At 65.0% G+C, this 16,186-nt stretch carries 17 protein-coding genes; 10 read left to right on the top strand and 7 right to left on the bottom strand.

Annotation, left to right across the window (positions count from 1 at the left end):
- Positions 1-197 precede the first annotated feature (197 nt).
- The 4 genes from D769_RS11565 to D769_RS32300 all read left to right on the top strand — a co-directional run bounded on the left by D769_RS11565 (position 198) and on the right by D769_RS32300 (position 3,175).
- A complete protein-coding gene (locus tag D769_RS11565) occupies positions 198-1,610 on the top strand; it encodes a nodulation protein NfeD (RefSeq protein WP_052018079.1) in 1,413 nt (470 codons plus the stop codon).
- 36 nt (positions 1,611-1,646) lie between these two features.
- Entirely contained in the window at positions 1,647-2,402 is a 756-nt protein-coding gene (locus D769_RS11560; RefSeq protein ID WP_008645208.1) for a slipin family protein, read from the top strand.
- 118 nt (positions 2,403-2,520) lie between these two features.
- Positions 2,521-3,003 carry a hypothetical protein gene (locus tag D769_RS11555; protein WP_234706942.1) on the top strand — a complete coding sequence of 161 codons (483 nt, stop codon included), beginning with the start codon at positions 2,521-2,523 and terminating at the stop codon, positions 3,001-3,003.
- Positions 3,004-3,037: 34 nt separating this feature from the next.
- The gene (locus D769_RS32300) at positions 3,038-3,175 is read left to right on the top strand and encodes a hypothetical protein (protein WP_160172182.1); all 138 of its coding nucleotides are present in this window, start codon (positions 3,038-3,040) and stop codon (positions 3,173-3,175) included.
- A 49-nt stretch (positions 3,176-3,224) separates the two neighbouring features.
- On the opposite strand, the gene D769_RS11550 is transcribed toward D769_RS32300, so the two are convergent.
- Genes D769_RS11550 through D769_RS11535 form a run of 4 tightly spaced genes read right to left on the bottom strand, consistent with a single transcriptional unit; the run spans position 3,225 to position 6,756 of the window.
- The gene (locus D769_RS11550; protein ID WP_008645205.1) at positions 3,225-4,421 is read right to left on the bottom strand and encodes a betaine/proline/choline family ABC transporter ATP-binding protein; all 1,197 of its coding nucleotides are present in this window, start codon (positions 4,419-4,421) and stop codon (positions 3,225-3,227) included.
- A complete protein-coding gene (locus D769_RS11545; protein ID WP_008645203.1) occupies positions 4,418-5,068 on the bottom strand; it encodes an ABC transporter permease in 651 nt (216 codons plus the stop codon). The genes D769_RS11550 and D769_RS11545 overlap by 4 nt, the downstream gene beginning before the upstream one ends.
- A gap of 10 nt (positions 5,069-5,078) precedes the next feature.
- Positions 5,079-6,029 (bottom strand): glycine betaine ABC transporter substrate-binding protein, encoded by a 951-nt coding sequence (locus tag D769_RS11540; protein WP_008645201.1) that lies wholly within the window; start codon positions 6,027-6,029, stop codon positions 5,079-5,081.
- A gap of 10 nt (positions 6,030-6,039) precedes the next feature.
- Positions 6,040-6,756 carry an ABC transporter permease gene (locus tag D769_RS11535; RefSeq protein WP_008645200.1) on the bottom strand — a complete coding sequence of 239 codons (717 nt, stop codon included), beginning with the start codon at positions 6,754-6,756 and terminating at the stop codon, positions 6,040-6,042.
- 644 nt (positions 6,757-7,400) lie between these two features.
- On the opposite strand from D769_RS11535, the gene D769_RS11530 reads away from it, so the two are divergent.
- The 6 genes from D769_RS11530 to D769_RS11505 all read left to right on the top strand — a co-directional run bounded on the left by D769_RS11530 (position 7,401) and on the right by D769_RS11505 (position 13,890).
- Positions 7,401-8,324: a pirin family protein gene (locus tag D769_RS11530; RefSeq protein WP_008645198.1), complete on the top strand. Its 924-nt coding sequence runs from the start codon at positions 7,401-7,403 to the stop codon at positions 8,322-8,324.
- 322 nt (positions 8,325-8,646) lie between these two features.
- On the top strand, positions 8,647-10,215 hold the full coding sequence (locus tag D769_RS11525; RefSeq protein ID WP_008645197.1) for an ABC transporter ATP-binding protein: 1,569 nt from the start codon (positions 8,647-8,649) through the stop codon (positions 10,213-10,215).
- Complete coding sequence (locus D769_RS11520; RefSeq protein ID WP_008645196.1) at positions 10,208-11,302, top strand: ABC transporter permease; 1,095 nt, start codon at positions 10,208-10,210, stop codon at positions 11,300-11,302. The genes D769_RS11525 and D769_RS11520 overlap by 8 nt, the downstream gene beginning before the upstream one ends.
- 18 nt (positions 11,303-11,320) lie before the next feature.
- A complete protein-coding gene (locus D769_RS11515; protein ID WP_008645195.1) occupies positions 11,321-12,241 on the top strand; it encodes an ABC transporter permease in 921 nt (306 codons plus the stop codon).
- Positions 12,242-12,321: 80 nt separating this feature from the next.
- A complete protein-coding gene (locus D769_RS11510; RefSeq protein WP_008645193.1) occupies positions 12,322-13,464 on the top strand; it encodes a BMP family ABC transporter substrate-binding protein in 1,143 nt (380 codons plus the stop codon).
- Positions 13,465-13,596: 132 nt separating this feature from the next.
- A complete protein-coding gene (locus D769_RS11505; protein WP_008645191.1) occupies positions 13,597-13,890 on the top strand; it encodes a YkvA family protein in 294 nt (97 codons plus the stop codon).
- Positions 13,891-13,914: 24 nt separating this feature from the next.
- On the opposite strand, the gene D769_RS11500 is transcribed toward D769_RS11505, so the two are convergent.
- The 3 genes from D769_RS11500 to D769_RS11490 are packed head-to-tail and all read right to left on the bottom strand — an operon-like array spanning position 13,915 to position 16,059.
- Positions 13,915-14,337, bottom strand: a complete 423-nt coding sequence (locus D769_RS11500; RefSeq protein ID WP_008645189.1) for a methylglyoxal synthase — start codon at positions 14,335-14,337, stop codon at positions 13,915-13,917.
- A gap of 1 nt (position 14,338) precedes the next feature.
- Complete coding sequence (locus tag D769_RS11495; RefSeq protein ID WP_008645188.1) at positions 14,339-15,127, bottom strand: SDR family oxidoreductase; 789 nt, start codon at positions 15,125-15,127, stop codon at positions 14,339-14,341.
- 44 nt (positions 15,128-15,171) lie between these two features.
- The gene (locus tag D769_RS11490; RefSeq protein ID WP_008645186.1) at positions 15,172-16,059 is read right to left on the bottom strand and encodes a DMT family transporter; all 888 of its coding nucleotides are present in this window, start codon (positions 16,057-16,059) and stop codon (positions 15,172-15,174) included.
- Positions 16,060-16,186: the final 127 nt, after the last annotated feature.

Here is a 16,186-nt window from a genome sequence, read left to right as displayed (position 1 = left end):
GTGACGGAATCCGGGCTGGCGCCGCATTCGGCGGATTTGACAATGTCGCCAATGCTACGCCTGAATCGTCATACCTGCCGGCAGCCGGCCGGCCCGCGCCGGCACGCGCCGGCACCAATGCGCGATGGCGGAATGTGGCCGGTCGCCTACACTGGAAGTGGCGCGGCCACGGCATTCACTGCGGGCCGCTCCCCGCCATGACACTCGCACCGATCCGAGGCTGGCTGGCCCGGGTGCGCTGGCTCGCACTGGGACACGCCCTCGGGCTCACCTTGCTGGCGATTGCAGGCGCGCACGCGCAGTCCGCGTCATCCGCATCCACCGCGCCTGCCGTGCCGCCGGTCTACGTCATCCCCATCCAGGGCGCCATCAGTCCGGCCAGCGCCAGCTTTGCCGTCCGCGGCATCGAGCAGGCCCGCAAGCATGGGGCGCAACTCATCGTGATCGAGATAGATACGCCAGGCGGCCTGGACAAATCGATGCGCGACATCATCCAGGCCATCATCGCATCGCCCGTGCCGGTTGCAACATACGTCTATCCCGGCGGCGCGCGGGCCGCCAGCGCGGGCACCTACATCCTCTACGCCAGCCACATCGCCGCAATGGCGCCCGGCACCAACCTGGGCGCGGCCAGCCCCGTGGCGATCGGCATTGGCGGCCCGAAACCGGAAGCGGGTCCGGCACCCGCATCGGCACCATCCAGCGCCCCGGCGGCCGAGGACACGATGACACGCAAGCAGATGCATGATGCATCCGCCTATATCCGAGGGCTGGCGCAGTTGCGACACCGCAATGCGGACTGGGGCGAGCGCGCGGTAAGAGAGGCGGTGAGCCTATCCGCCGACGAAGCCGTGGCGCAGCATGTGGCGGACTTGATCGCCGTCGACCTTCCGGTACTGCTCAGGCAGGTGGACGGCAAACACATCGAGGCCGCGGGCGCCGTGCGCACCCTGCATACGGCGGGCGCGCCCGTGGTCACGCTGGAACCCGACTGGCGCAGCCGCCTGCTCGCCGTCATCACGGACCCGAGCGTCGCGCTGATCCTGATGATGATCGGCATCTACGGTCTGATCTTCGAGTTCTCCACGCCGGGCATGGTCGTGCCGGGCATTGCCGGCGCGATCTGCCTGCTGCTGGGCCTGTTCGCGCTGCAGATGCTGCCCGTCAACTACGCCGGGCTGGCGCTGATCGCGCTTGGCGTCGGCTGCATGACCGCGGAGCTGTTCCTGCCGACGTTCGGCGCGCTGGGTGTTGGCGGCATCATCGCCTTTGCGTTCGGCGCCGTGATGCTGATCGACACCGACGTGCCTGGCTTCGGCGTGCCGCTATCGCTGATTGCCACCCTGTCCACGGTGTCGGCGGTCTTCCTGTTCGGCATGTCGATGGTGCTGTTGCGCGCGCGCCGGCGGCCAGTTGTCAGCGGCGCAGACGCGCTGGTCGGCAGCATCGGCGTGGTGATCGACGATGCCCCGGTAGACGGATGGGCAACGGTCCATGGCGAACAATGGCGTATCCATAGCGCCGCCCCGCTGGTACGTGGCCAACGCGTGCGCGTGACGGCGCGGCGTGGGCTGGTGCTCGACGTGACGACCGCGGGCGAACGGTCATGAGCATTCCCACTGAAACAAGAACGGAAGGAGTCTGATATGGCTTTCGGATTCAGCTTCGGCGGCTTGATCTTCCTGCTGGTTCTGCTGGTGATCTCCGCATTTCGCGTGCTGCGCGAGTACGAGCGCGGCGTGGTATTCATGCTTGGGCGCTTCTGGCGCGTCAAGGGACCTGGGCTGGTGCTGATCATCCCCGCCATCCAGCAGATGGTGCGCGTGGACCTGCGCACCGTGGTACTGGACGTGCCCCCTCAGGACGTGATCTCGCACGACAACGTATCCGTCAAGGTCAACGCGGTGATCTACTTCCGGGTGGTCGACCCGGAACGCGCGATCATCCAGGTGGCCAACTTCCTCGAGGCCACGAGCCAGCTCGCGCAGACCACGCTACGCTCGGTGCTAGGCAAGCACGAGCTCGACGAAATGCTTGCGGAAAGGGAGAAGCTGAACCTCGACATCCAGAAGGTGCTCGACGCCCAGACGGACGCATGGGGTATCAAGGTATCGAATGTCGAGATCAAGCATGTCGACCTCAACGAGACGATGGTCCGCGCGATCGCACGGCAGGCCGAGGCCGAACGCGAGCGGCGCGCCAAGATCATTCATGCCGAAGGCGAATTGCAGGCATCGGTGAAGCTGCTGGAAGCCGCGCAGATGCTGGCGCGTCAGCCGGAGGCGATGCAACTCCGCTACCTGCAAACGCTCACCCAGATCGCTGGCGACAAGAGTTCGACCATCGTCTTCCCGTTGCCAATGGGCGTGCTGTCAGCACTTGCCGGCGGAGGGTCGAAATAGCACATTTTGATGCGATTGATTGGCCTCAAGAGTTGGCTCTGGGCGCCACAATCGTTCACAACTTCCCTATTGGCATGAGCCGGATCGAGGCCTAGCATCGGCCTCGCCGTCTGCACCTTTGCTGACGGTTTCCTCCACTCATTTCAATGGCACCATGGCAAGGACTATCGAGCTGTTCGGCTGGTTTGTGTTCAACGTCGCGATTCCGTTGCTCGCGCCGTTAGCACTGCTGCCGCTAGCCAAAGTGCCCCACTTCTTCCGGGAAGAAAGTCACGGCATCGTCCGGCGTGCGATCGAAGGCGGACAGCTACTCTGGGCCGCGATCCCGATGAGCGCCAGCGCCTGCTACCTGCTGGCTTCCGCGCTGGATGAGTCCCACTGGAACCGCCAGACCATGTGGATTGGCATTGCGATGCATGTGTTCCTGATCGTCTTCGCAGCCGTGCTGGTACTGCTGGGCGCAATGGAAGCCAGCGCCGCAGTCACGCGTCCACGCAATCGACCTAACTGGGTCTTGAGGATTTCAGTCTGCCTGACGATCGTCAGTGCGGGAGCCTATTTCGGGATCTATGCCGAACTGGTTCGGCCCAACGGCCTTTGAAAACATCGCGAACCATCAGCCAAGGAGCATCAACATGCAGAAAGCCATCATCAGATTCCTGGAAGACAACGACCTTCAGCGCAAGGTGATGACGAGGGTCTTCAAAGGGTACCTCGTCGTCTACGCGTCGTGGGTTGCCTGGGGCATCTATCTGAAGCATGCGGCAGCTTGAAGGTGTCGCGAATCCTGACCGCGCCACGCGGCTGCGGTCAGGAGATTCCCTATGCGGCGTGCGCTGTCGATTCCGCGGGCGCGGTGCGCTGAGACAACGCCGAGGCAAGGCCGCCCGCCATACCGCGCGACCGGCCCGAGCTGAGGTAATCCGCAATCGATTCCTGCGTCACATCCCCCAGGTACCCCCCATCGGCATCGAGCACGGGCAGCCAGCTCGTGTTGTGCTGATACATGCGCGACAGCACGATGCGCAGGTGTTCATCGCACGTCGCCGTGACGGTGAGCGGCCGCATGACATCGGCACAGTGCCCGCCAGACGCCATCGCGCCCCGCACATCGCGGCGCGTGACATAGCCAAGCACGTGCTGCGCGTCGTCGACAACGGGAAGGTGGCGCACATCGGCATCGTCCATCACACCAAATGCTTCGGCCAGCGGCATGTCGGGCCGGCTGATCGGCGGCATCGTGGCGGCGTCGCCCGCACGCACCAGCAGCAGGCGCTTGAGCGTGTTGTCGTGACCGACGAAGGCCTGCACGAAATCGTTGGCGGGATGCGCCAGCAACGCATCGGGATGATCGAACTGCACGAGCTTGCCACCACGGAACACGGCAACCTTGTCGCCGAGCTTGATCGCTTCATCGATATCGTGCGACACCATGATCACGGTCTTGCCGAGCTGGCGTTGCATCTGGAAGAACTCGTTCTGAATGCTCTCGCGGTTGATCGGATCGACCGCGCCGAACGGCTCGTCCATCAACAGCACCGGCGCGTCGGCCGCCAGTGCCCGGATCACGCCGATGCGCTGCTGCTGGCCGCCGGAGAGTTCGCGCGGATAGCGCTTGAGCATCTTGTCCGGGTCCAGCTGCACCATCCGGATCAGTTCGCGTGCCCGCTCGCGGCATTGTTTCCTGTTCCATCCGAGCAGGCGCGGCACGACCATGATGTTTTCTTCGATCGTCATGTTAGGAAACAGGCCGATCTGCTGGATCACATAGCCAATCTTGCGCCGCAGGGTCACGCCGTCGAGTCCGGCCGTGTCCTCGCCATCGATGCGAACGGTACCGGAGGTCGGTTCGATCAGGCGGTTGATCATCTTGAGCGTGGTGGTCTTGCCGCAACCAGACGGCCCCAGGAACACACAGATTTCGCCGCGCGGCACCGCCAGGCTGACGGCATCGACGGCATGCACTTCAGTGCCATCCTTTTGGTGGAAGGTCTTGGTAAGCTTGTCGAGTTCTATCATTGACGGATTCCTTTCGGCGTCAGCGCGCGCTGCAGTGCCTGCAGGCACGCGTCCGCCACAATGGCGAGCAGGCTGACGAGAACCGCGCCCACGGCCAGCTTGCTCATGTTGCTCTGGCTGATCGCTTGCAGGATCAGCACGCCCAGGCCACCGGCGCCGATGACCGCCGCGATCGTGGCCACGCCGATGTTCATCACGACGGCGGTACGCACGCCGCCCAGGATCACGGGCACTGCGAGCGGAAGATCCACCAGCCGCATACGCTGCCACGTGGTCATGCCGATGCCGCGGCCGGCTTCCTGGATGCCAGGATCGATATTGGCCAGCGCGGTGTACGTGTTGCGCATGATCGGCAGCAGCGAGTACAGGAACACGGCGGTCACGGCCGGCAGGTAGCCCAACGCGTGGCCGAAGCGCGCGAAGATCGGGATCATCAGCCCGAACAGCGCGATCGACGGCAGCGTCAGCACCACGGTCGCCAATGCCAGCATCGGCCCGGCCAGAAAGCGGTGTCGCGTGATCAGGATGCCGAGCGGCACACCGATGACGATGGCCAACCCGACTGCGGAGCCGACCAGCGCGAGATGCTCGCCAGTCAGCCGCAGCAGCGTCGGCCAGCTATGGTGAAGGTAGGTCAGCAGATCCATGATGGGCTCCTCAGATCAGGCCATGGCTGCGCAGGAAGTCTCCCGCCACCTTGTCCACCGGCTGCTGGTCGATGTCGACCTGATAGTTCATATCGGTCATCGCCGCGTTGTCGAGCTTGGCGGCGAGCGCGTTGAGCAGGTCGGCAAGTTCGGGATGCGCGTCGAGCGCGGCCTTGCGCACCACGGGCACCGCGTTGTACGGCGGGAAGAAATTCAGATCGTCCTCAAGCAGGACCAGATCGAAGCCCTTCACTCGGCCATCGGTCGTGTAGACCAGGCCCAGGTCCACTTGGTTATTCTTCAGCGCCGTATAGACCAGGCCCGGGTCGAGCTGGATCACGTCCTTGCGCGTGAATGGCAAGCCGTAGGCCGCTTTCAGTGGATCGAGTCCGTCAGGGCGCGCGGCGAACTCCATGTCCACCGCCAGCGGGTGCCGCTTGTCCTCGCCGTCGGCACGCATTTTCTCGGCATACGCGGATAGCGTGGTGGCTGTGCCGGCGCGCTCCTTCGGCATCGCCAGCGCGTACGTATTGTTGATGGCCGACGGATCGAGCCAGACCAGCCCCTTGGCCGCGTCGAGCGCCTTCACACGCGCGTAGCTCTGCGGGCCGTCCAGCTTTTCCTCGACCTTGTTGAAGACGATCAACGCGGTGCCCGTGTAGTCCCACACGACGTCGAGCTGACCGGACTCCATGGCCTGGCGCATCAGCGTGCTGCCCAGCCCCGCGGTCAACGTGGTGTCGACACCGTGGGCACGCAGGTACTGCGATGTCATCGACGACAGGATCAGTTGTTCGGTGAAGTTCTTGCCACCGATGCGCACCGGATCGCTGGCGCTCTGCGCGCGTGCCGGGGCGGTAGTCAGCAGGATCGCGGCGAACGCCGCGCCTAGTGCGACGACCAGCCAGTAGAGCCGGCTCTCGGAGAACGGCGCAGGGTGTCGGTTCTTGTTGGATCTCATGGATGATTCCTCAGCGTGCCAGCCCGCGGCGGCGCAGGTAGACATGGCCAGCGGTGGCGAACAGCGCGTCCAGCGTGAGGGCCAGCAGCGCGGTGGCGCCGGCACCCAGCAGCAGGAGCGACTGGTTGTTCAGGTAGATGCCCGGGAAGATCAGTTCGCCAAGGCTGTTGGCGCCGATCAGGAACGACAGCGGCACGGTGCCGACATTGATCACCAGGCTGATACGCACGCCAGCCAGGATCACGGGCAGCGCATTGGGCAGTTCCACACGGATCAGTTGCTGGCACGGCGTCATGCCGATGCCGCGTGCGGCTTCGAGCAAGGCAGGTGACACAGTGCGCAGGCCCTCGTACGTATTGCGCACGATCGGCAGCAGCGATGCCAGCCACAGCGCCAGGATGGCGGGCCGTTCGCCGATGCCGAGCACTGCCAGCGCGAGCGCCAGTACCGCCAGCGAAGGCACGGTGTTGCCGACGTTGAAGATCTGCATCAGCCGGTCGGCCCAGCGGTGCATGCAGGGGCGGCTCAGTCCGATTCCGGCGGGGATGCCGGTAGCCAGCGCGAGCGCCATCGAAATGGCCACGAGGCGCAGGTGATCGACCACATCGTAGAGCAGGCGCTCCTGGTACTGATTGATCACATCGACGCCAATCCAGGCGACGAGTCCCGCCAGTGCGACGGCAACGACGCCACTCCAGGCAAATGCCCGGATGGTTTGCTTTGACATATTCCCTCTCTCCTCTTCCGGAACGAAAAGCGAAAGAGATTTCGCCGCCACTTCCGAAATGCGGAAAACAAAGGGGCCGGCGGAGTTGATTGGGGGTGCCCGCCGGGGCCCGTTTCAGATTGCCTTGCCGCCATGACCGGCACGATTGCCGGCGGACGGACTTTCGGGTGTCACACCACCGATGGCAGTGGCGAATCACCCTGTTGATGGGGTTCGAGCAAGAAGCCAGAACCCGCAGATTGCGGCGCAACCCGGAGGGCTGGCCAGTGGCGGCGACTGATGTCGTGTCAAACGCGCTTCGGTGGAGCGCCGCCAGGTCAATCGGCCGTTAGCGGATAACGCTTCGCGGGGTTCAGGAAAGGTCCGAGCCCATCGAAATTCACGTCAACGGATGACAAAGAGAGCGCTATTATACACATCTTCTGCGATTTCGTCATCTTCACGAATTCTGACGCCTCAACGACCCGATTTCACCGGCATTTTTCGGCCACTGCGGCGTTGCAGAAATACGCCTGACACACCCGCTTTCGTCCCATGCACAGAACAATCTGTTGCCTCCTGCCCCACTACCGCTTTGGCGCCGAAGCCTTACATTGAGTGGGTAGATCCGACGGCCAGAGCGCCGTCCCAATGGAGAGAAATTCATGGACACCACCCGCATCCAGACCGTTCCGGCAACCGCCACGGAGACCGTGCAGCGCTCGCGCAGCGTGGACCGCGTGGTTCGCGGCATTGCCACATCCGACGGCGCCGGCGTCAAGCTGACCCGTGTGCTGACGCAGAACCTGCAGCGTCGGCTCGACCCGTTCCTGATGCTCGATGCCTTTGGCACCGACAACAAGGACGACTACATCGGCGGCTTCCCTGATCACCCGCACCGCGGCTTCGAGACCATCACCTACATGCTGGCCGGCCGTATGCGCCACCGCGACAGCGCCGGCCATGAAGGCCTGCTGGAAAACGGCGGCGCGCAATGGATGGTCGCGGGCGCCGGCGTGGTGCACTCGGAACTGCCCGAGCAGGAGGACGGCCGCATGGAGGGCTTCCAGCTCTGGCTGAACCTGCCGGCTGCGGACAAGATGACGACGCCGTGGTATCGCGATATGCCGGCGTCGGCCATCCCGACCGTGGCGCTGCCATCGGGCGGCACCGTGCGCGTCCTGGCGGGGGCCTCGCATGGGGTGGCAGGCGCGGTGACGCGGCCGGTTACCCAGCCGCTGTACCTCGACGTGCACCTGCCCGCAGGCCAGACGTTCGCGCAGACGCTGACGGCCGGCCATAACGCATTCCTCTACGTCTATCGCGGCGCGGTCACCGTGGGCGACGCCGATGGCGCCGTGGTCGAGGCCCAGCGCATGGGGGTGCTCGACAACGCCACCCGTGCCGACGGGGTCGTGATCAAGGCCAATGAGGACGCGCGCTTCCTGCTGATCGCAGGTCAGCCGCTGAACGAGCCGATCGCGCAGTACGGCCCGTTCGTGATGAATACGCAGGATCAGATCTACCAGACCCTGGCAGACTTCCGCGATGGCCGTTTCGCCACGATTCCGGCGAATCAGGCCAGTTGACCTGACCGTCTGAGCGCGTCGCCCGACGCGCCCGACGTCTACCCAGCCGCCGCTGGGTCGGGGTTTCCCCGGCCCAGCGGCGGTTTTTCTTTGCCACTGTGGTCGGCACGCGACTTGCAACCTTCCTGGAACCGTTGTGGGGCATGGGAAAGAGGTCAAAGTGACCCGCCGAACCCCCACGCACTTATATAATTCATCGCAAATTCCGAGCATCACGCAACCATGATGATGACGACCTGTCGCGCAGCGATGCTGCGCCACGCACAGCCGCTGTCACGTGCCTGATCTCAACGTTGCTGCCACAACAATTCGAGCCGCCTCAGTGACATTACAAACCCCTTCCAGGCTGGCGCTTGCGCATATCACCAAGCGCTATCCCGGCGTGACCGCCAATGACGACGTCAGCCTTAGCGTCGCGCCCGGCGAAATCCATGCCGTCCTTGGCGAAAACGGCGCCGGCAAATCCACCCTCATGAAAATCATCTTCGGCGCGGTTCGCCCCGACGCCGGCGAGGTGCACTTCAATGGGGCGCCGGTGTCGATCAACAGCCCGCATGACGCCCGCAACCTGGGCATCGCGATGGTCTTCCAGCATTTCTCGCTGTTCGACACGCTGACCGTGACCGAAAACATCGCGCTTGGGCTGCCCCCCAAGGACATCGGCAGCATGAAGCAGCTCGCCGAGCGAATTCGCGCCACGGCCGAACGCTACGGCCTGCCGCTGGAGCCGCACCGGCACGTGCACACGCTCTCCGTGGGCGAACGCCAGCGCGTTGAGATCGTGCGCGCGCTGCTGGCCAATCCCCAGTTGTTGATTCTCGATGAGCCCACTTCGGTCCTGACACCGCAGGCCGTGGAAACGCTCTTCGTCACGCTGCGCCAGTTGGCCGCCGAGGGCACAAGCATTCTCTATATCAGCCACAAGCTCGACGAGATCCGCGCGCTGTGCCATCACGCGACGGTGATGCGAATGGGCAAGGTCACGGGTGTATGCGATCCGCGCGAGCAAAGCGCCGCGTCGCTGTCGCGCATGATGATTGGCGGCGAGCCGCCGCGCGAAGCCCGCGTGACGGCCGAACGTGGCCCGGTCCGGCTTGCCGTACGCGATCTGTCGCTGCCGCCCGCGCACCAGTTCGCCACCGAATTGCAGCACATCTCGCTGGATGTCCATGCGGGCGAGATCGTCGGCATCGCCGGCGTTTCCGGCAATGGCCAGCAGGAGCTGCTGGCCGCGCTGTCCGGCGAAGACGCACGCACGGCCGGTACAGCCGTGCATCTCGACGGCAAGGCGGTTGGCAAGCTTGACGCGCGTGGCCGCCGCCGCGCCGGCCTGGCCTTCGTTCCCGAGGAACGCCTGGGCCGTGGCGCGGTGCCGGGCATGAGCCTGTCGTCGAACACGCTGCTCTCTCACCAGACGCCGCCATTCGTCCGCCATGGCATGGTGTCGCCGAAGGCCGCCGACGGCCTGGCGGCTGGCATCATCAACCGCTTCCGCGTCAAGGCAAGCGGCCCCGCCGCGCTGGCGCGCAGCCTTTCGGGCGGGAACCTGCAGAAGTTCATTGTCGGCCGCGAGATCGAGACCGGTCCGAAGGTGCTGATCGTTGCCCAGCCAACCTGGGGCGTCGACGTCGGCGCCGCCGCCCAGATCCACAACGAGATCCTGGCGCTCAAGGCTACCGGCTGCGCAATTCTCGTCGTCTCCGAAGAACTCGACGAACTGTTCGCCATCTGCGACCGGCTCCACGTCGTCGCCAAGGGCCACCTGTCGCCGTCGATTCCGGTGGAATCGGCCACGCGCGAGCAAGTGGGCCTATGGATGAGCGGGCTATGGGAAGGTGGGCCAGCCAGCCGGCATGACGGCGTTGCCGCGGAGGTGACCGCCCATGGCTAAGCTCCTCTCCCCCGTCGTGCTCGCGCCGCGCGGTGTCCCCTCGCGCCGCATGGCCTATGCGTCGCCGCTATTCGCGATCGTGCTGACGCTGTTGTTCGGCGCCATGCTGTTCCTGTTGATCGGCAAGGATCCGATGGCCGCGCTCAAGGTCTTCCTGGTCGATCCGCTCAAGGACAAGCGGGCGATCGGCGAAGTCCTGCTCAAGACCGTGCCGCTCGTGCTCTGCGCGCTTGGCCTTTCCGTCTGCTATCGCGCCAATGTGTGGAATATCGGCGCGGACGGCCAGCTCATTCTCGGCGGCATCTTCGCCGGGGCCACCGTGCTCTGGTTCGACACGCCGGGCAACACCACCAGCGGCTTCGTCGTGCTGGTGCTGGCTTCGCTGGCGGGTGTCGTCGGCGGCATGGTGTGGGCATCCGTCACCGCGCTGCTGAAGGATCGCTTCAATGCCAACGAGATCCTGGTCTCGCTGATGCTGACGTATATCGCGCAGCAACTGCTGCTGTGGGTCGTCAATGGGCCGCTCAAGGACCCGAATGGCATGAACTTCCCGCAGTCGAAGGTGTTCTCCTCGGCATTCCTGCTGCCGAACCTGCTGCCCGGCTCGCGCCTGCACGTGGGCTTCGCGGTGATGCTGGTGCTCGTGGTCATCATGACCGTGTTCGTGTTCCGCAGCTTCGCCGGATACCGCCTGCAGGTGGGCGGCACCGCGCCGCTGGCCGCGCGCTACGCGGGGTTCTCGTCGCGCAATGCGCTGTGGAGCGCGCTGATGGTCTCAGGCGGCACCGCCGGGCTCGCCGGCGCATTCGAGGTCACCGGCCCGATCGGTCAGTTGCTGCCGTCGATCTCGCCGGGTTACGGCTTTACCGCGATCATCGTCGCGTTCGTGGGTCGGCTGCATCCGGTGGGCGCCGTGTTTGGCGGCATCGTGATGTCGCTGTTCTATATCGGCGGTGAGATGGCGCAGTCCCGACTGGGCTTGCCGTCGGCAATCGGCTGGGTGTTCCAGGGAATGTTGCTGTTTTTCCTGCTGGCCTGCGACACGCTGATCGATAACCGCCTGCGCTGGCGCGCCCGCGCCGCCTGATCCGGAGCCCACAAGAACATGGAACAACTCGCTCCCCTGATCGCCACCGCGATCAACGCCGGCACCCCGCTGCTGCTGGCCGCGCTCGGCCTGCTCATCAACGAACGCGCCGGCGTGCTCAATCTTGGTGCTGAAGGCATGATGCTGGTGGCCGCCGCATTCGGCTTCATGGTCGGCTACCAGACCCAGTCGCCGATGCTCGGCTTTGTCGCGGGCGCCGTGGCCGGCATGCTGATGGCCACGCTGTTCTCGTGGCTCGCGCTGGTGCTGGCCACCAATCAGGTGGCCACCGGCCTGGCGTTGTCGATCTTCGGCACGGGCCTGTCGGCCTTCATCGCCCAGCGCTTTGTTGGTTACGCCATGCCCGCGCAGGCCAAGTCGGTCCCGTATCTGGCCGATCTGCCATTCGTCGGCCCGGCGTTCTTCCAGCATCACTGGATGGTCTATTTCAGCCTGGCCCTGTGTTTCGCCATCATGTGGTTCCTGTTCCGCACGCGCGCCGGCCTGACACTGCGCGCGATCGGCGAATCGCCCGAATCGGCGCACGCGCTCGGCTATCCGGTGCGCTGGATCCGCTTCTGCGCGCTGCTGTTCGGCGGTGCGTGCTGCGGCCTTGCCGGCGCGTACCTGTCGCTGGTCTACACGCCGATGTGGGTGGAAAACCTCGTGGCCGGCCGTGGCTGGATCGCACTTGCACTGACCACGTTTGCAACCTGGCGTCCTGGCCGCGTGCTGATCGGCGCCTGGCTGTTCGGCGGCGTGACGATCCTGCAGTTCTACCTGCAGGGTATCGGCGTATCGGTGCCGTCGCAGTTCCTGTCGATGCTGCCGTACGCGGCGACGATCGTCGTGCTGGCATTGATTTCGCGTAACCCGGCCTGGATCCGCCTGAACATGCCGGCCTCGCTCGGCAAGCCGTTCCGCCCCGGCAACGCGTGACCCGTTTTCAGCAGTCAAACGAAGTCGAACCACAACTCGAATCACAAACGCATCACAAGACGTTCTACTAGGAGAGATCGATGATCGTCACACGCAGGACCACCCTCGCGGCCCTGGCCGCCACCGCAGTACTGGCGCTGGCCGGCTGCGGCAAGAAGGAAGCCGAGAAGCCGGCCGAAACCGCCGCCCCGGCATCTGCGCCGGCCGCTGCGGCTGCCGAGCCGCTGAAGGTGGCGTTCGTCTACATCGGACCGGTCGGCGACGCCGGCTGGACCTATGCCCACGACGCGGGCCGCAAGGCTGTCGAAGCCAAGTTCGGCGACAAGGTGAAGACCACCTTCGTCGAGAACGTGCCCGAGTCCGCCGCTGACGCCGAGCGCGTGTTCCGCGACCTGGCCAGCCAGGGCAACAAGCTGATCTTCGGCACCACGTTCGGCTACATGGAGTCCATGCTGAAGGTGGCCAAGGAGTTCCCGGACGTCAAGTTCGAGCACGCCACCGGTTTCAAGACCGCCGAGAACCTGGCGCAGTACGACGTGCGCACCTATGAGGGCGCGTACCTGGCTGGCGTGGTGGCCGGCAAGATGAGCAAGACCGGCAAGATGGGCGTGGTGGCGTCGGTGCCGATTCCTGAAGTGATCCGCAACATCGACTCGTTCACGCTGGGCGCGCGCAGCGTGAACCCGAAGGCCACGGTCAAGGTGGTCTGGGTCAACAAGTGGTTCGATCCGGGCAAGGAACGTGAAGCCGCCACGACGCTGATCGGCCAGGGCGTGGACATGCTGATGCAGAACACCGACTCGGCCGCCGTGGTGCAGACCGCACAGGAAAAGGGTGTGTACGCATTCGGCTGGGACAGCGACATGAGCAAGTTCGGCGAGAAGGCTCACCTGGCCGCGTCCGTGATCTCTTGGGGCGTCTACTACAACAAGGTGGTCGAGGACGTGCTCAACAACCAGTGGAAGCCCAACACCACGTGGTGGGGCCTGAAGGAAGGCATGATCGACCTGAAGGGCTTCAACGCCGTGGTGCCGGATGACGTCAAGGCACTGGTGGAAGAGCGCAAGAAGGGTGTGATCGACGGCACCGCGCCGATCTGGAAGGGTCCGCTCAAGGACAACGCCGGCAAGGAACAGCTGACCAAGGATCAGGTGGCCGACGACAACTTCCTCCACAACATCAAGTTCTACGTGGAAGGTGTGGAAGGGAACGTTCCGGGCTGATTGACCCGGTGACTGACTCCCCACTCCCGCCTTGCGAGAGTGGGGAGAAAACCAAAGGAACTTGAATCGGCTCCGGGCAGCCCAAACTAGCTGTTCACGCGCATGCGTGACTTGTGATCGAGGAGGCCCACCATGTGGAAACGATTCTCAGCCCTGTGGACGCTGGTACGACGTGACGGCCGGCTGTTCTGGTTTGCCCTGCGCCACCCGGACTCGCCGCCGTGGCTGAAACCCGCCGCAGCCGGGCTGCTGCTCTACGCGATCTCGCCGATCGACCTGATTCCCGACTTCATCGCCGGACTCGGCATCGTGGACGACGTCGTGCTGATTCCACTCGCCATCCATCTGATTCTGAAGCGCCTGCCGCCGCATATCCTGCGCCAGGCTGAAATGCGCGCCAGCGCGACCACCGTGCGGTCGCGCTGACTGCCGTACTACTACCGTACTTCCTCAGGGTGCCGCGTCGTCGGCGGCTGCCTGATCTTCCTCAAAGCAGATCCGCGCAAGTTCCACGACCACCAGTTCCGCCGTGGCAAGGTTCGTCGCGCATGGCACGTTGTGCACGTCACACGCGCGCACCAGCGCGTTGATATCCGGTTCGTGCGGCTGCGGCGTCATCGGATCGCGCAGGAAGACCACCGCGGTGACGCGGCCTTCCGCGAGTTGGGCGCCGATCTGCAGGTCACCGCCCCACGGGCCGGACAGCATCCGCGCGACAGGCAGCCCCGTTTCGGCAGCGATCCGGCCGCCGGTGGTGCCGGTGGCCAGCAGGTCGCATTGGGCCAGGAAGTCCCGATGGCGACCCGCGAACGCGACGATGTCATCCTTCTTGTGATCGTGCGCGATCAGCGCGATGCGTGGCTTGCTGCGCATGTCAGAACGTCCCCGGATACGCACCACCGTCGAGCAGCACATTCTGGCCGGTCATGAATGCGGCCTGGCGGCTGCACAGGAACGCGCAGGTGGCGCCGAACTCAGCCGGGTCGCCGAAGCGGCGCGTCGGGTTGGACGCCGCGCGGCGCTGCGCCATTTCATCGACGCTGATGCCGGCCTTCTGCGCGCCGCCTTCCATCGTCTTGTAGAGACGATCGGTGTTGAACGGTCCGGGCAGCAGGTTGTTGACGGTCACGCCATGCTGCGCCACTTCGCGCGCCAGGCCAGCGACGAAGCCGGTCAGCCCCGAGCGGGCGCCGTTGGACAGGCCCAGCACGTCGATCGGCGCCTTCACCGCGCCACTCGTGATGTTGATGATGCGGCCCCAGCGGCGCGCGATCATGCCATCGACCGTGGCCTTGATCAGCTCGATCGGGGTCAGCATGTTGGCGTCGAGCGCCTTGAGCCATTCGTCGCGGCCCCAGTCGCGGAAGTTGCCCGGAGGCGGGCCGCCGGCATTGTTGACCAGGATGTCGAGATCGCCCAGCTTCGTGGCTGCGTCGAGGGCAAGCCTGCGGCCTTCCGCCGTGGTGATGTCGGTAGCTACCGCCAGCACGCGGCGGCCGTGACGGGCGCGCAGATCGGCTGCGGCCTTCTCCAGCGCCTCGGCGCCACGCGCCACGATCACCACATCCACGCCTTCCGCCGCGAGCGCATCGGCACACGCAAACCCGAGCCCCTTGCTGGCGCCACACACCAGCGCATGCTTACCGCGCAGTCCGAGATCCATTTCTTGCTCTCCTTCCTTGGTTGATTCTTCTCGAATTTTCGAATTCAGGCTTTCTTCGTCGAAAGCAGATACATGCCGCCGAGCACCAGGGCACTACCGATCATCTGCACGCCGCTGATGGGCTCGCCAAGCAGCCAGAACGCCAGCAGCAACGTCGAGACCGGGCCGACCATGCCAGCCTGCGACGCCATCGGCGCACCGATCCGCGCCACCGCGATCATCGTCAGCGACACCGGCAACACGGTGCAGAACACCGCGTTCACCACCGACAGCCACATTACGGGCGCCGGCTGGGCGAGCTCTGCGATCGGCCGGCCCAACGCCAGATATTGCACCACGCAGCAGAACGTGGACACGCACATCGCATAGGCCACGAGCCGCAGCGATCCCACCCGCTGCACCAGTTCACCGCTCAGGATCAGATACACACCATACGACATGGCGCTGCCAAGCACCAGCGCGCCACCCAGCCAGACCTGCGCGCCGCTCACGTCGAGGTCGTGCGCGAACACCAGCACGATGCCCGCATAGGCCAGCAGCAGCGATATCCACTGGCGGCCCGCGATAGGCCGGCGGAAGACCAGCGCGGTCGTCAGCAGCACGAAGGAAGGGGTCAGGAACAGGATCAGCCGCTCGAGGCTCGCGGTGATGTATTGCAGCCCGATGAAGTCGAGGAAGCTCGACAGGTAGTAGCCGATGAAGCCCAGGAACACCACGCGGCCACGATCGGCCCAGGACAATGCGGGAAGCTTGCGCGCCTGCCACCAGCCGATCGCCATGAACAGCGGCACCGCGAACAGCATGCGCAGCGTGATCACCATCACGGCGTCGACGTTATAGCGGTACATCAGCTTGGCGACGATGGCCTTGGCCGAGAAAAGCACGGCGCCGATGGCCGCGACGGCAAGCCCGACGCGCTGTGCGGCAGGCACTTCGACGGGCGGAGACAAAGACTTCTGGGAGGCTGGCACGGGGGACGCAGTTCGGGCATACGCCGGGCCGGCACGTTGGATTCGTGCGGCGCGCGGCGGGAACCCGGCGATTGTATGCCAAAAGACG

Source organism: Cupriavidus sp. HMR-1 (assembly GCF_000319775.1).
GTDB classification, from domain to species: Bacteria; Pseudomonadota; Gammaproteobacteria; order Burkholderiales; family Burkholderiaceae; genus Cupriavidus; species Cupriavidus metallidurans.
This window is presented reverse-complemented; position numbering and strand designations above follow the sequence as displayed.

Bases quoted from the DNA above. Each gene is read 5' to 3' on its own strand.
- D769_RS11535 (WP_008645200.1), bottom strand. From the start codon at position 6,756: ATGTCAAAGCAAACCATCCGGGCATTTGCCTGGAGTGGCGTCGTTGCC.
- D769_RS11540 (WP_008645201.1), bottom strand. From the start codon at position 6,029: ATGAGATCCAACAAGAACCGACACCCTGCGCCGTTCTCCGAGAGCCGG.
- D769_RS11500 (WP_008645189.1), bottom strand. From the start codon at position 14,337: ATGCGCAGCAAGCCACGCATCGCGCTGATCGCGCACGATCACAAGAAG.
- D769_RS11565 (WP_052018079.1), top strand. From the start codon at position 198: ATGACACTCGCACCGATCCGAGGCTGGCTGGCCCGGGTGCGCTGGCTC.
- D769_RS11530 (WP_008645198.1), top strand. From the start codon at position 7,401: ATGGACACCACCCGCATCCAGACCGTTCCGGCAACCGCCACGGAGACC.
- D769_RS11515 (WP_008645195.1), top strand. From the start codon at position 11,321: ATGGAACAACTCGCTCCCCTGATCGCCACCGCGATCAACGCCGGCACC.
- D769_RS11550 (WP_008645205.1), bottom strand. From the start codon at position 4,421: ATGATAGAACTCGACAAGCTTACCAAGACCTTCCACCAAAAGGATGGC.
- D769_RS11495 (WP_008645188.1), bottom strand. From the start codon at position 15,127: ATGGATCTCGGACTGCGCGGTAAGCATGCGCTGGTGTGTGGCGCCAGC.
- D769_RS11520 (WP_008645196.1), top strand. From the start codon at position 10,208: ATGGCTAAGCTCCTCTCCCCCGTCGTGCTCGCGCCGCGCGGTGTCCCC.
- D769_RS11505 (WP_008645191.1), top strand. From the start codon at position 13,597: ATGTGGAAACGATTCTCAGCCCTGTGGACGCTGGTACGACGTGACGGC.
- D769_RS11545 (WP_008645203.1), bottom strand. From the start codon at position 5,068: ATGGATCTGCTGACCTACCTTCACCATAGCTGGCCGACGCTGCTGCGG.
- D769_RS11560 (WP_008645208.1), top strand. From the start codon at position 1,647: ATGGCTTTCGGATTCAGCTTCGGCGGCTTGATCTTCCTGCTGGTTCTG.
- D769_RS11510 (WP_008645193.1), top strand. From the start codon at position 12,322: ATGATCGTCACACGCAGGACCACCCTCGCGGCCCTGGCCGCCACCGCA.
- D769_RS32300 (WP_160172182.1), top strand. From the start codon at position 3,038: ATGCAGAAAGCCATCATCAGATTCCTGGAAGACAACGACCTTCAGCGC.